24 protein-coding genes are annotated in these 12,274 nt (G+C 64.0%); all 24 read left to right on the top strand.

Features of this window, described 5'->3' with window-relative positions:
- A partial coding sequence (locus tag DYI24_RS11630; RefSeq protein ID WP_502706336.1) for an EF-Tu C-terminal domain-related protein occupies positions 1-200 on the top strand: 200 nt, incomplete at its 5' end.
- Positions 201-288: 88 nt separating this feature from the next.
- Positions 289-597: a 30S ribosomal protein S10 gene (gene rpsJ / locus DYI24_RS11625; RefSeq protein ID WP_002712302.1), complete on the top strand. Its 309-nt coding sequence runs from the start codon at positions 289-291 to the stop codon at positions 595-597.
- 50 nt (positions 598-647) lie between these two features.
- On the top strand, positions 648-1,373 hold the full coding sequence (gene rplC, locus DYI24_RS11620; protein WP_107345078.1) for a 50S ribosomal protein L3: 726 nt from the start codon (positions 648-650) through the stop codon (positions 1,371-1,373).
- A 1-nt stretch (position 1,374) separates the two neighbouring features.
- The gene (gene rplD, locus DYI24_RS11615; RefSeq protein WP_164572390.1) at positions 1,375-1,995 is read left to right on the top strand and encodes a 50S ribosomal protein L4; all 621 of its coding nucleotides are present in this window, start codon (positions 1,375-1,377) and stop codon (positions 1,993-1,995) included.
- The gene (locus DYI24_RS11610; protein WP_011158793.1) at positions 1,992-2,291 is read left to right on the top strand and encodes a 50S ribosomal protein L23; all 300 of its coding nucleotides are present in this window, start codon (positions 1,992-1,994) and stop codon (positions 2,289-2,291) included. The genes rplD and DYI24_RS11610 overlap by 4 nt, the downstream gene beginning before the upstream one ends.
- A 13-nt stretch (positions 2,292-2,304) precedes the next feature.
- Complete coding sequence (gene rplB / locus DYI24_RS11605; protein ID WP_107345077.1) at positions 2,305-3,141, top strand: 50S ribosomal protein L2; 837 nt, start codon at positions 2,305-2,307, stop codon at positions 3,139-3,141.
- A gap of 11 nt (positions 3,142-3,152) precedes the next feature.
- Complete coding sequence (rpsS, locus tag DYI24_RS11600; RefSeq protein ID WP_011158791.1) at positions 3,153-3,431, top strand: 30S ribosomal protein S19; 279 nt, start codon at positions 3,153-3,155, stop codon at positions 3,429-3,431.
- Between the two features lie 10 nt (positions 3,432-3,441).
- Positions 3,442-3,825, top strand: coding sequence for a 50S ribosomal protein L22 (gene rplV / locus DYI24_RS11595; protein ID WP_164572389.1), 384 nt, complete (start codon positions 3,442-3,444; stop codon positions 3,823-3,825).
- Between the two features lie 22 nt (positions 3,826-3,847).
- Positions 3,848-4,555 carry a 30S ribosomal protein S3 gene (rpsC, locus tag DYI24_RS11590; RefSeq protein WP_011158789.1) on the top strand — a complete coding sequence of 236 codons (708 nt, stop codon included), beginning with the start codon at positions 3,848-3,850 and terminating at the stop codon, positions 4,553-4,555.
- A 32-nt stretch (positions 4,556-4,587) separates the two neighbouring features.
- Positions 4,588-5,001, top strand: a complete 414-nt coding sequence (rplP, locus tag DYI24_RS11585) for a 50S ribosomal protein L16 (protein ID WP_011158788.1) — start codon at positions 4,588-4,590, stop codon at positions 4,999-5,001.
- A 5-nt stretch (positions 5,002-5,006) separates the two neighbouring features.
- Positions 5,007-5,216 (top strand): 50S ribosomal protein L29, encoded by a 210-nt coding sequence (gene rpmC / locus DYI24_RS11580; RefSeq protein WP_011158787.1) that lies wholly within the window; start codon positions 5,007-5,009, stop codon positions 5,214-5,216.
- Between the two features lie 12 nt (positions 5,217-5,228).
- Complete coding sequence (gene rpsQ, locus DYI24_RS11575) at positions 5,229-5,477, top strand: 30S ribosomal protein S17 (protein ID WP_013501923.1); 249 nt, start codon at positions 5,229-5,231, stop codon at positions 5,475-5,477.
- Between the two features lie 63 nt (positions 5,478-5,540).
- A complete protein-coding gene (rplN, locus tag DYI24_RS11570; RefSeq protein WP_011158785.1) occupies positions 5,541-5,909 on the top strand; it encodes a 50S ribosomal protein L14 in 369 nt (122 codons plus the stop codon).
- Positions 5,909-6,223, top strand: coding sequence for a 50S ribosomal protein L24 (gene rplX, locus DYI24_RS11565; RefSeq protein WP_011158784.1), 315 nt, complete (start codon positions 5,909-5,911; stop codon positions 6,221-6,223). Before rplN ends, rplX begins: the two co-directional genes overlap by 1 nt.
- Positions 6,216-6,773: a 50S ribosomal protein L5 gene (gene rplE / locus DYI24_RS11560; RefSeq protein WP_011158783.1), complete on the top strand. Its 558-nt coding sequence runs from the start codon at positions 6,216-6,218 to the stop codon at positions 6,771-6,773. Before rplX ends, rplE begins: the two co-directional genes overlap by 8 nt.
- 43 nt (positions 6,774-6,816) lie before the next feature.
- Entirely contained in the window at positions 6,817-7,122 is a 306-nt protein-coding gene (gene rpsN, locus DYI24_RS11555; RefSeq protein WP_012496648.1) for a 30S ribosomal protein S14, read from the top strand.
- 15 nt (positions 7,123-7,137) lie between these two features.
- Positions 7,138-7,536, top strand: coding sequence for a 30S ribosomal protein S8 (rpsH, locus tag DYI24_RS11550; RefSeq protein ID WP_107345076.1), 399 nt, complete (start codon positions 7,138-7,140; stop codon positions 7,534-7,536).
- Positions 7,537-7,648: 112 nt separating this feature from the next.
- Complete coding sequence (rplF, locus tag DYI24_RS11545) at positions 7,649-8,182, top strand: 50S ribosomal protein L6 (RefSeq protein WP_107345075.1); 534 nt, start codon at positions 7,649-7,651, stop codon at positions 8,180-8,182.
- Positions 8,183-8,193: 11 nt separating this feature from the next.
- Complete coding sequence (gene rplR / locus DYI24_RS11540; protein WP_107345074.1) at positions 8,194-8,556, top strand: 50S ribosomal protein L18; 363 nt, start codon at positions 8,194-8,196, stop codon at positions 8,554-8,556.
- 60 nt (positions 8,557-8,616) lie between these two features.
- On the top strand, positions 8,617-9,192 hold the full coding sequence (rpsE, locus tag DYI24_RS11535) for a 30S ribosomal protein S5 (RefSeq protein ID WP_011158778.1): 576 nt from the start codon (positions 8,617-8,619) through the stop codon (positions 9,190-9,192).
- A 58-nt stretch (positions 9,193-9,250) separates the two neighbouring features.
- Entirely contained in the window at positions 9,251-9,445 is a 195-nt protein-coding gene (rpmD, locus tag DYI24_RS11530) for a 50S ribosomal protein L30 (protein ID WP_011158777.1), read from the top strand.
- A 12-nt stretch (positions 9,446-9,457) separates the two neighbouring features.
- The gene (rplO, locus tag DYI24_RS11525) at positions 9,458-9,943 is read left to right on the top strand and encodes a 50S ribosomal protein L15 (RefSeq protein ID WP_107345073.1); all 486 of its coding nucleotides are present in this window, start codon (positions 9,458-9,460) and stop codon (positions 9,941-9,943) included.
- A gap of 152 nt (positions 9,944-10,095) precedes the next feature.
- A complete protein-coding gene (gene secY, locus DYI24_RS11520; protein ID WP_107345072.1) occupies positions 10,096-11,427 on the top strand; it encodes a preprotein translocase subunit SecY in 1,332 nt (443 codons plus the stop codon).
- A partial coding sequence (locus DYI24_RS11515; RefSeq protein ID WP_164572388.1) for an adenylate kinase occupies positions 11,424-12,274 on the top strand: 851 nt, incomplete at its 3' end. The genes secY and DYI24_RS11515, both read left to right, overlap by 4 nt.

Genomic DNA, 12,274 nt, shown 5'->3' with positions numbered 1-12,274 from the left:
CGCAGTTCTACTTCCGCACCACCGACGTGACCGGTGTGGTGCACCTGCCGGAAGGCACCGAGATGGTGATGCCGGGCGACAACATCGCGATGGAAGTGCACCTGATCGTGCCGATCGCGATGGAAGAAAAGCTGCGCTTCGCCATCCGCGAAGGCGGCCGCACGGTGGGCGCCGGCGTCGTCGCCGCGATCATCGAGTAAGCGGGGAATAGCGAATAGAGGGCGGCGGACGGATGTCCGTCCGCTGCTCACTACTCACCATTCGCGACACGAAAGAAAGAATACGGCAATGAACGGCCAGAATATTCGCATTCGCCTCAAGGCGTTCGACCATCGGATTCTCGATACGTCGACCCGTGAGATCGTCAACACCGCGAAGCGAACCGGTGCGCAGGTGCGTGGGCCGATCCCGCTGCCGACCCGGATCGAGAAGTTCACCGTCAACCGTTCGCCGCACGTCGACAAGAAGAGCCGCGAGCAGTTCGAGATGCGCACTCACAAGCGCCTGCTCGACATCGTCGACCCGACCCCGCAGACCGTCGATGCTCTGATGAAGCTCGACCTGGCCGCCGGCGTCGACGTCGAAATCAAGCTCTGAGATTGTAACGTCCGGTTATCGAACGGACAGAAAGAACAGGAAGCACGCCGATGCGCTCCGGAGTGATCGCACAGAAGGTCGGGATGACGCGGGTCTTTACAGAGGCCGGCGAGCATATCCCTGTGACCGTGCTGAAGCTTGGCAATTGCCAGGTGTTGGGCCACCGCACCACTGAGAAGAATGGCTACGTGGCGCTGCAAGTCGGTTCCGGCTCGCGCAAGACCGTGTATATGCCGAAGGCCGAGCGCGGCCAGTTCGCCGCCGCCAAGGTCGAGCCGAAGCGTAAGGTCGAGGAGTTCCGCGTTTCCGAGGATTCGCTGCTCCCGGTCGGCGCCGAGATCCAGGCCGATCACTTCGTCGTCGGCCAGTTTGTCGACGTCACCGGCACTTCGACCGGTAAGGGCTTCGCCGGCGGTATGAAGCGCTGGAACTTCGGCGGTCTGCGCGCCACCCACGGCGTGTCGGTGTCGCACCGTTCGATCGGTTCGACCGGTGGTCGTCAGGACCCCGGCAAGACCTTCAAGAACAAGAAGATGCCGGGCCACATGGGCGTCGATCGCGTCACCACGCTGAACCTGCGGGTGGTGCAGACCGATGTCGAGCGCGGGCTGATCCTGGTCGAGGGCGCTGTGCCCGGCACCAAGGGTGGCTGGATCCGCGTGCGTGACGCGGTGAAGAAGGCGCTGCCGGCGGATGCGCCGAAGCCGGGTAAGTTCCGGCTCGCCAATGGCGATGCGGCTGCGGAAGCGCCGGCCGCCGAGCAGGAAGGTGCGTGAGATGGAACTGAAAGTCACCACCCTCGAGGGTAAGGAAGCCGGTTCGGTCCAGCTCTCCGACGAGATCTTCGGTCTGGAGCCGCGCACCGACATCATTCAGCGTTGTGTGATCTGGCAGCTCGCGAAGCGGCAGGCCGGCACCCACAAGGCCAAGGGCCGCGCCGAAGTCTGGCGCACCGGCAAGAAGATGTACAAGCAGAAGGGCACCGGCGGTGCTCGTCACGGTTCGCAGCGGGTTCCGCAGTTCCGTGGCGGCGGTCGCGCCTTCGGCCCGGTGGTGCGTTCGCACGCCATCGACCTGCCGAAGAAGGTGCGTACCTTGGCGCTGCGTCATGCTCTGTCGGCGAAGGCCAAGGGCGGCGGTCTGATCGTGCTCGACAAGGCCGAGCTCGAAGCCGCCAAGACCAAGACGCTGGTCGGTCACTTCTCGGGCCTCGGCCTCGAGAGCGCGCTGATCATCGACGGTGCCGAGGTGAACAACGGTTTCGCCGCGGCGGCCCGCAACATCCCGAACATCGACGTGCTGCCGGTTCAGGGCATCAACGTCTATGACATTCTGCGCCGCAAGAAGCTGGTGCTGACCAAGGCGGCGGTCGATGCGTTGGAGGCGCGCTTCAAATGAAATCCATCGATCCGCGCCATTACGACGTGATCGTTGCGCCGGTCGTGACTGAAAAGTCCACGATGGCGTCCGAACACAACAAGGTCGTGTTCAAGGTGCAGGGCGGCGCGACCAAGCCGCAAATCAAAGAAGCCGTCGAAAAGCTGTTCGACGTCAAGGTGAAGAGCGTGAACACGCTGGTGCGCAAGGGCAAGACCAAGGCCTTCCGCGGCACCTTCGGCACGCAGTCGGACGTCAAGCGTGCGGTCGTGACCTTGGAAGAGGGCCACCGCATCGACGTCACCACCGGACTGTGAGGCGGGACCGACCATGGCATTGAAGACCTTTAATCCCACGACGCCGGGCCAGCGCCAGCTGGTGATGGTTGATCGTTCGGCGCTGTATAAGGGCAAGCCGGTCAAGCGGCTGACCGAAGGCAAGAACTCGAACGGCGGTCGTAACAACACCGGCCGCATTACCGTTCGGTTCCGCGGCGGCGGTCACAAGCAGACCTACCGCATCGTCGATTTCAAGCGCACCAAGGTCGACGTTCCGGCCAAGGTCGAGCGTCTGGAATACGATCCGAACCGCACCGCCTTCATCGCGCTGATCAAGTACGAGGACGGCGAGCAGGCCTACATCCTGGCGCCGCAGCGTCTGGCGGTCGGCGACACCGTGATCGCGGGCGCCTATGTCGACGTGAAGCCGGGCAACGTGATGCCGCTGGGCAACATGCCGATCGGCACCATCGTGCACAACGTCGAGCTGAAGATCGGCAAGGGCGGCCAGCTGGCCCGTTCGGCCGGTACCTACGCTCAGATCGTCGGTCGCGACCACGACTACGTGATCCTGCGCATGAACTCGGGCGAACAGCGCCTGGTTCACGGTCGCTGCATCGCGGCGATCGGTGCGGTGTCCAACCCGGACCACATGAACATCTCGATCGGCAAGGCCGGTCGCAAGCGCTGGCTCGGCCGTCGCCCGCATAACCGCGGCGTCGTCATGAACCCGATCGACCACCCGCACGGCGGCGGTGAAGGCCGCACCTCGGGCGGCCGTCACCCGGTCACCCCGTGGGGCAAGCCGACCAAGGGTAAGAAGACCCGTTCGAACAAGTCGACCGACAAGTTCATCCTCATCAGCCGCCACAAGCGGAAGAAGAAGTAAGGAAGCCGGACATGGTTCGCTCAGTCTGGAAGGGCCCGTTCGTCGAGGCCTCGCTGCTGAAGAAGGCCGATGCCGCGCGTGCGTCGGGCCGTCACGACGTAATCAAGATCTGGAGCCGTCGCTCGACCATCCTGCCGCAGTTCGTCGGCCTGACCTTCGGCGTCTACAACGGCCAGAAGCACGTCCCGGTGTCGGTGAACGAGGAAATGGTGGGTCACAAGTTCGGCGAGTTCTCGCCGACCCGCACTTTCCACGGCCACGCCGGCGACAAGAAGTCGAAGAAGGGTTGAGGACGAGACGATGAGCAAACCCAAGCGCGAACGTAGCCTGCCTGATAACGAGGCGAAGGCTGTCGCCAGGATGCTTCGCGTCTCTCCGCAGAAGCTCAACCTGGTCGCCCAACTGATCCGCGGCCGCAAGGCGTCGGCGGCTCTCGCCGACCTCGCGTTTTCGCGCAAGCGGATCGCGGTCGATGTTAAGAAGTGCCTCGAATCGGCTATCGCCAACGCCGAGAATAATCACGACCTCGACGTCGTTGCGCTGGTCGTCTCCGAGGCCCACGTCGGCAAGGGCATCGTGATGAAGCGTTTCACCCCGCGCGGCCGTGGTCGCTCGGGCCGTATTTTCAAACCCTTCGCGCAGCTGACGATCGTCGTTCGTCAGGTCGAAGAAGCAAGCGCTTAAGCGAAGGCGCGGGAGACTTTCGATGGGTCAAAAGATCAATCCGATCGGGCTGCGGCTGGGTATCAACCGGACGTGGGATTCCCGTTGGTTCGCCGGCAAGAACGAGTACGGCAAGCTGCTGCACGAGGACGTCAAGATCCGCGAGATCCTGCACAAGGAACTGAAGCAGGCGGCGGTCGCTCGTATCGTGATCGAGCGCCCGCACAAGAAGTGCCGCGTGACGATCCACTCGGCGCGTCCCGGCGTGGTGATCGGCAAGAAGGGCGCCGACATCGACAAGCTGCGTAAGAAGGTTGCCGACATCACCTCTTCGGACGTGGTGATCAACATCGTCGAAATCCGCAAGCCCGAGCTCGACGCGACCCTGGTCGCCGAGTCGATCGCGCAGCAGCTCGAGCGCCGCGTTGCGTTCCGCCGCGCGATGAAGCGGGCGGTGCAGTCGGCGATGCGTCTCGGCGCCGAAGGCATCCGGATCAACTGCTCGGGCCGTCTCGGCGGTGCCGAAATCGCCCGTATGGAGTGGTACCGCGAAGGCCGCGTGCCGCTGCACACCCTGCGCGCCGACATCGACTACGGCGTTGCGACCGCGTTCACGACCTTCGGCACCTGCGGCGTCAAGGTCTGGATCTTCAAGGGTGAGATCCTCGAGCACGATCCGATGGCCCAGGACAAGCGCATGGCCGAAGGCGATGGTGGCGGTTCGTCCCGTCCGCGCCGCGACGCCGCCTGATCGCGCAGAATTCGAATTGAGGGCGTAAAGCCATGATGCAACCAAAGAGAACCAAGTTCCGTAAGGCGCACAAGGGCCGCATTCACGGCGTTGCGTCCTCGGGCGCGACCCTGGCTTTCGGCCAGTTCGGCCTGAAGGCGATGGAGCCGGAGCGGATCACCGCGCGTCAGATCGAAGCCGCCCGTCGTGCGCTGACCCGTCACATGAAGCGTGCCGGCCGCGTCTGGATCCGCGTGTTCCCCGATCTTCCGGTGTCGAAGAAGCCGGCCGAAGTCCGCATGGGCTCCGGCAAGGGTTCGCCGGAATTGTGGGTCGCGCGCGTCAAGCCGGGCCGGGTGATGTTCGAGATCGACGGCGTCAACCAGCAGATCGCTCGCGAGGCGCTGACCCTGGCCGCCGCCAAGCTGCCGATCAAGACGCGCTTCGTCGCGCGTATCGCGGAGTAATCCTCATGGCTGAGATGAAGACTGCCGACATCCGTGCGATGAGCGAAGACCAGATGGACGACGCGATTCTGTCGCTCAAGAAGGAACGCTTCAACCTGCGCTTCCAGCGCGCCACGGGTCAGCTCGAGAACACCTCTCGGCTGCGCGAGGCTCGCCGCGACATCGCTCGCATCAAGACCATCGCCGCGCAGAAGCGCGCCGGCAAGACGAAGTAAGGACCTTTAGACATGCCGAAGAGGACCCTGCAGGGCGTGGTCGTCAGCGACAAGCAAGAAAAGACGATCGTGGTGCGCGTCGACCGCCGCTTCACTCACCCGATCTACAAGAAGACCATCCGGCGCTCGAAGAACTACCACGCGCACGACGAGAACAACCAGTTCAAGCCGGGCGACATGGTGTGGATCGAAGAGAGCAAGCCGATCTCCAAGTTGAAGCGCTGGACCGTCGTCCGGGGCGAACCGAAGAAGACCGCCTAAGCGCGCATTTGCGCATCAGTTTAGCGCGCGAATAGCGCAGCAGAGAGAGGACGAGGTGCATCAATGATTCAGATGCAGACCAACCTCGACGTGGCCGACAATTCAGGCGCACGCCGTGTCATGTGCATCAAGGTGATTGGGGGATCCAAGCGCCGGTATGCGACCGTGGGTGACGTCATTGTGGTCTCGATCAAGGAAGCGATTCCGCGGGGCAAGGTGAAGAAGGGCGACGTGATGAAGGCCGTGGTGGTCCGTGTCCGCAAGGACATCCGCCGCGCCGACGGCTCCGTCATCCGTTTCGACCGCAACGCCGCCGTTCTGATCAACAATCAGTCCGAGCCGATCGGCACCCGTATCTTTGGGCCGGTGCCGCGCGAGCTGCGTGCGAAGAACCACATGAAGATCATTTCGCTGGCGCCGGAGGTGCTGTGATGGCCGCCAAGATCCGTAAGGGTGACAAGGTGATCGTGCTGAGCGGTCGCGACAAGGGCCGCACCGGCGAGGTGTTTGAAGTCCGTCCGGACGCCGGCAAGGCGCTGGTTCGCGGCATCAACGTGGTCAAGCGTCACCAGAAGCAGACCCAGACCCAGGAAGGCGGCATCATCTCGAAAGAGGCGCCGATCGACCTGTCGAACATCGCGATCGTCGGCAAGGACGGCAAGCCGACCCGCGTCGGATTCAAGATTCTCGCGGACGGCAAAAAGGTCCGCGTTGCCAAGCGTTCGGGAGCAGAGATCGATGGCTGAGACCGCTTACGTTCCGCGGCTGCGCACGGAATACGACCGCCACATCCGCACCCAGCTGACTGAGAAGTTCGGCTACGCCAACGTCATGCAGGTTCCGAAGCTCGACAAGGTCGTGCTGAACATGGGCGTGGGCGAGGCGGTGAACGACCGCAAGAAGGCCGAGCAGGCGGCGGCGGATCTGTCGCTGATCGCCGGTCAGAAGGCCGTCATCACCTATTCGCGCGTCGCGATTTCGACCTTCAAGCTGCGCGAAAACCAGCCGATCGGCTGCAAGGTGACGCTGCGCCAGGCGCGGATGTACGAGTTCATCGACCGCCTGATCACGGTCGCGCTGCCGCGCGTCCGCGACTTCCGCGGCCTGAACCCGAAGAGCTTCGACGGCCGTGGCAACTATTCGCTCGGCATCAAGGAGCACATCATTTTCCCCGAAATCGACTTCGACAAGACCGGCGAGTCGTGGGGCATGGACATCACGGTGTGCACCACCGCGCGGACCGACGACGAGGCGCGTGCGCTACTCACCGCTTTCAATTTCCCGTTCCGGCAGTGAGACGCTGAAAAGCCTCTCAAACGCGGAAACCCAGGAGCCTGATATGGCAAAGAAGAGTGCGATCGAGAAGAACAACCGCCGGAAGAAGATGACCAAGAACGCTGCGCCGAAGCGCGCGCGTCTGAAGGCCATCATCGCCGACAAGTCGAAGCCGATGGAAGAGCGCTTCGCGGCCACGCTGAAGCTCGCCGAGATGCCGCGCAACTCGTCGGCGACTCGCATCCGTAACCGCTGCGACCTCACCGGCCGTCCGCGTTCGGTCTATCGTCTCAACAAGCTCAGCCGTATCGCGATCCGCGATCTCGGTTCGCGCGGCCTGGTTCCGGGCCTCGTGAAGTCGAGCTGGTAAGGGGAGGGTCGTCAGATGTCTACGCACGATCCGATCAGCGATCTCATCACCCGCATCCGCAACGCGCAGATGCGCTCCAAGTCCAAGGTTTCGACCCCGGGCTCCAAGATGCGCGCCAACGTTCTCGATGTGCTGAAGTCCGAGGGCTACATCCGCGGCTACGCCACCGTCGAGCATCCGTCGGGCCGCAGCGAGCTCGAGATCGAGCTGAAGTATTTCGACGGCGAGCCGGTGATCCGCGAAATCGAGCGCGTGTCGCGCCCGGGCCGTCGGGTTTACGCCTCGGTGAAGAACTTGCCGCGCGTCAACAACGGCCTCGGCATCTCGGTGCTGTCGACCCCGAAGGGGATCATGGCCGATCACGACGCCCGCGACGCCAATGTCGGCGGCGAGGTTCTGTTCACGGTGTTCTAATCGAAAGCGCGAACGGCCGGACGGTCCGGCCCGGGCGCGCGAAAGAGCGGAAATTGGCGCATCGTCCCGGGCGGGAATTCGCCGGATGATGCAGGGTTAAGAAGGATCGACCATGTCACGCGTTGGCAAGAAGCCCGTCACGGTCCCGTCTGGGGTGACGGCGACCGTCGAGGGACAGACCGTCAAGATGAAGGGGCCGAAGGGCCAGCTTCAGTTCGTCGTGCACGACGACGTCGACGTGAAGTTCGAGGACGGTGCGGTCAAGGTGGCGCCGCGGCACGAGACCAATCGTGCCCGTGCGCTGTACGGGACGGCTCGCGCTCAGATCGCGAATCTGGTGGAAGGCGTCACCAAGGGCTTCGAGAAGAAGCTCGAGATCACCGGCGTCGGCTATCGCGCTGCGATGCAGGGCAAGAAGCTGCAGCTCGCGCTCGGCTACAGCCACGACGTGCTGTACGACATCCCGGAAGGCATCACCATCACGGTGCCGAAGCCGACCGAGATCAACGTCGCCGGCATCGACTCGCAGAAGGTCGGTCAGGTCGCCGCCGAGATCCGCGACTACCGTCCGCCGGAGCCGTATAAGGGTAAGGGCGTGCGTTACGCCGACGAATTCATCTTCCGCAAGGAAGGCAAGAAGAAGTAACGGAGCCGGTCATGTCGAAGATGAAGGTTACGAATGCCCGGCGCACCAACCGGGTCCGGACTGCGCTGCGGCGCACCGCCAACGGCCGTCCGCGGCTGTCGGTGTTCCGCTCGTCCAAGCACATCTATGCCCAGGTGATCGACGACGCCAAGGGCGAGACGCTCGCTTCGGCCTCGTCGCTGGAGAAGACGATGCGCGAGGCCGGCAACACCGGTGCGAACATCGACGCCGCCAAGGCCGTCGGCAAGCTGGTCGCCGAGCGTGCGGTGGAGAAGGGCGTCAAGGAAGTCGTGTTCGACCGCGGCGGCTATCTGTATCACGGGCGCGTCAAGGCCCTGGCAGATGCGGCCCGCGAGAGCGGCCTGAGCTTCTAAATTTCGGTTTGAACGGATACCAGGATCGGGGCGCGAGCCTCGCAAGGATTGGAACACACCATGGCAGCTGAACGCGAACGCGGCGGACGCGAACGGAGCAGGGAGCGCGAGGAGCGCGACAGCGAGTTCGTCGACAAGCTCGTCCACATCAACCGTGTGGCGAAGGTGGTGAAGGGCGGCAAGCGCTTCGGCTTCGCTGCGCTGGTCGTGGTCGGCGATCAGAAGGGCCGGGTCGGTTTTGGCCACGGCAAGGCGCGCGAAGTGCCGGAAGCGATCCGCAAGGCCACCGAGTCGGCGAAGCGCAACCTGACCCGCGTCGCGCTGCGCGAGGGCCGCACCCTGCATCACGACATTGCCGGCCGTCACGGCGCTGGCCGCGTCTATCTCCGCGCCGCCCCGGCCGGTACCGGCATCATCGCCGGCGGTCCGATGCGTGCGGTGTTCGAGACCCTCGGCATCGCCGACGTGGTCGCGAAGTCGGTCGGTTCGTCGAACCCGTACAACATGGTTCGCGCCACCTTCGACGCGCTGAAGCATCTCGACTCGCCGCGTTCGGTTGCCGCGCGCCGCAACATCAAGGTTTCCACTCTGCAGGCCCGCCGCGTCGGTGGCGATGCCGAAGTGGTGGCCGAATAACAGCGTGATCGAGGGCGATCACGCGGTCTTCTGACAAGACGCGATCGGAGTGAACGAGATGGCCAAGGCCGCAAACATGATCAAGGTCGAGCAGATCGGCAGCCCGATTCGGCGCCATCACTCGCAGCGCGAGACGCTGATCGGCCTGAAGCTGAACAAGATCGGCCGCGTCGCCGAACTGCAGGACACCCCTGAAGTTCGCGGCATGATCGGCAAGGTGCAACACCTCGTCCGCGTCGTCGACGAGAAGTAAGGAGACAGGGCGATGAAGCTCAGCGAGATTGCCGACAACGTCGGTTCGCGCAAGAAGCGCATGCGGATCGGCCGCGGCATCGGTTCGGGCAAGGGCAAGACCGGCGGCCGTGGCGGCAAGGGCCAGACCGCGCGTTCGGGCGTGCGCATCAAGGGCTTCGAAGGCGGTCAGATGCCGCTGCATCGTCGCCTGCCGAAGCGCGGCTTCAACAACATCTTCGCGCTCGAATTCGCCGAAGTGAATCTCGACCGCCTCCAGGAGGCCGTGGATGCCAAGGCGATCGACGCCGGCAAGGTGGTCGATGCCGCGGCGCTGGTCGAGGCGGGCGTTCTGCGCCGCGCCAAGGACGGCGTCCGTCTGCTCGGCCGCGGTGAGCTCACCGCGAAGCTGAACATCGAAGTGCACGGTGCGACCAAGTCGGCGATCGCCGCGGTCGAAAAGGCCGGCGGTTCGGTGAAGATCCTCGCCCCGAAGGCGGAAGAAGGCGAGGCGGCGTAATATCCCCGTCAGCGCCCGCTGTTAAAGCGGGCGCCCGGCTTCGCCGGTACGGTGGATTTTTCGACACGCGCGCACCAAATTGAGGCCCGGCGCCGACCCGACCGCCGCATCCGGCGGCGGATCGGGACGAGCAGCGCGGGAGAAAGCCGGATATGGTCTCAGCAGCTGAACAACTAGCGGCAAACCTCAACTTTTCGGCGCTTGGTAAAGCCGAAGAGCTGAAGAAGCGGATCTGGTTCACGCTCGGCGCGCTGCTGGTGTACCGCTTCGGTACCTACATCCCGCTGCCGGGTATCGATCCGAACGTGTGGGAGCAGGTGTTCCGCCAGCAGGCCGGCGGCATCCTCGGCATGTTCAACATGTTCGCCGGCGGCGGCATCCACCGCATGGCGATCTTCGCGCTCAACATCATGCCGTACATCTCGGCATCGATCATCGTGCAGCTGCTGACCACCGTGTCGCCGCAGCTCGAAGCGCTGAAGAAGGAAGGCGAGAGCGGCCGTAAGACGCTCAATCAATATACCCGCTATCTCACCGTGATCCTGGCGCTGTTCCAGTCCTACGGCATCGCCGTCGGCCTCGAAGGCGCGGGCAATGTGGTGTCCGACCCGGGCATGTTCTTCCGGCTGTCGACCACGATCACGCTGACCGGCGGCACCATGTTCCTGATGTGGCTGGGTGAGCAGATCACTTCGCGCGGCATCGGCAACGGCATTTCGCTGATCATTTTGGCCGGCATCGTCGCCGAGCTGCCTTCGGCTCTGGCCAATATGCTCGAGCTGGGCCGTCAGGGCGCGCTGTCGACCGGCCTGATCCTGGTCGTGCTGGTGATGGCCGTCGTCGTGATCGCCTTCATCGTGTTCATGGAGCGGGCCCAGCGCCGGCTGCTGATCCAGTATCCGAAGCGCCAGGTCGGCAATAAGATGTTCGAGGGCCAGTCCTCGCATCTGCCGCTGAAGCTCAACACCTCGGGCGTGATTCCGCCGATCTTCGCGTCGTCGCTGCTGCTGCTGCCGACCACGATCGCGAACTTCAACGCCGGCAGCGGGCCGGAGTGGTTCCAGTGGATCGTGACCCAGTTCGGTCACGGCCGGCCGCTGTTCCTGCTGTTCTACATCGGCATGATCGTGTTCTTCGCGTTCTTCTACACCGCGATCGTGTTCAACCCGACCGAGACCGCGGACAATCTGAAGAAGCACGGCGGCTTCATCCCGGGCATCCGGCCGGGCGAGCGCACCGCCGAGTACATCGACTACGTGCTGTCGCGCATCACCGTGGTCGGTGCGATCTACCTGGCGATCGTCTGCTTGATCCCGGAGATCATGATTTCCTACGCCTCGGTCCCGTTCTATTTCGGCGGAACTTCGCTTCTGATCGTCGTCAGCGTGACGATGGATACGGTGGCGCAGGTGCAAGGCTATCTGCTGGCCCACCAGTATGAAGGCCTGATCAAGAAGTCGAAGTTGCGGGGGCGCAAGAAATGAGACTGATCCTCCTCGGACCGCCAGGCGCGGGCAAGGGCACGCAGGCGGGCCGACTGGTCGAGCGGCACGGCATCGTGCAGCTCTCCACCGGTGACATGCTGCGCGCCGCGGTCGCGGCCGGCACGCCGATCGGCCTCAAGGCCAAGGACATCATGGCGGCCGGCGGTCTGGTGCCGGACGAGGTGGTGATCGGGATCATCTCCGACCGGATCGATCAGGACGACGCCGCGCAGGGCTTCATCCTCGACGGCTTCCCGCGCACCGTGCCGCAGGCGGAAGCGCTTGACCGTCTGCTCAAGGACAAGGGCTTCGATCTCGACGCCGTAGTCGAGCTCAAGGTCAATGAGGGCGCGTTGCTCGACCGGGTCGAGACCCGCGTCGCCGAAATGCGCGCCCGCGGCGAGGAGCCGCGCGCCGACGACAACGCCGAGGCGCTGGCCAAGCGTCTGTCCGCCTACCGGGCGCAGACCGAGCCGCTGGTCGACTATTACTCCGAGAAGCGCAAGCTGCTGACCGTCGACGGCATGATGACCATCGACGAAGTCACCCGCGAGATCGGCCGAGTGCTCGAGGCGGTCCGCGCTGCGGATGCCAAGAAGGGGACCAAGGCCTCCCGCGCCAAGCGCACGGTCAAGACCGGCGCCAAGAAGGCTGCGACCAAGGCTAAGGGGTCTAAGGCTGCAAGCAAGGCGAAGGCTCCAAAGAAGGTTGCGGCGAAGCCCGCCGCCAAGTCGGGCGCGAAGTCCGATTCGGCCAAGAAGGCTTCGGCTAAGAAGCCTTCAGCCAAGAAGTCGTCGGGCAAACAGACGGTTGGCAAGAAGGCTTCAGGCAAGGCCACCGTTGCCAA

Source organism: Rhodopseudomonas sp. BR0C11, assembly GCF_010820945.1.
GTDB classification, from domain to species: domain Bacteria; phylum Pseudomonadota; class Alphaproteobacteria; order Rhizobiales; family Xanthobacteraceae; genus Rhodopseudomonas; species Rhodopseudomonas palustris_H.
This window is presented reverse-complemented; position numbering and strand designations above follow the sequence as displayed.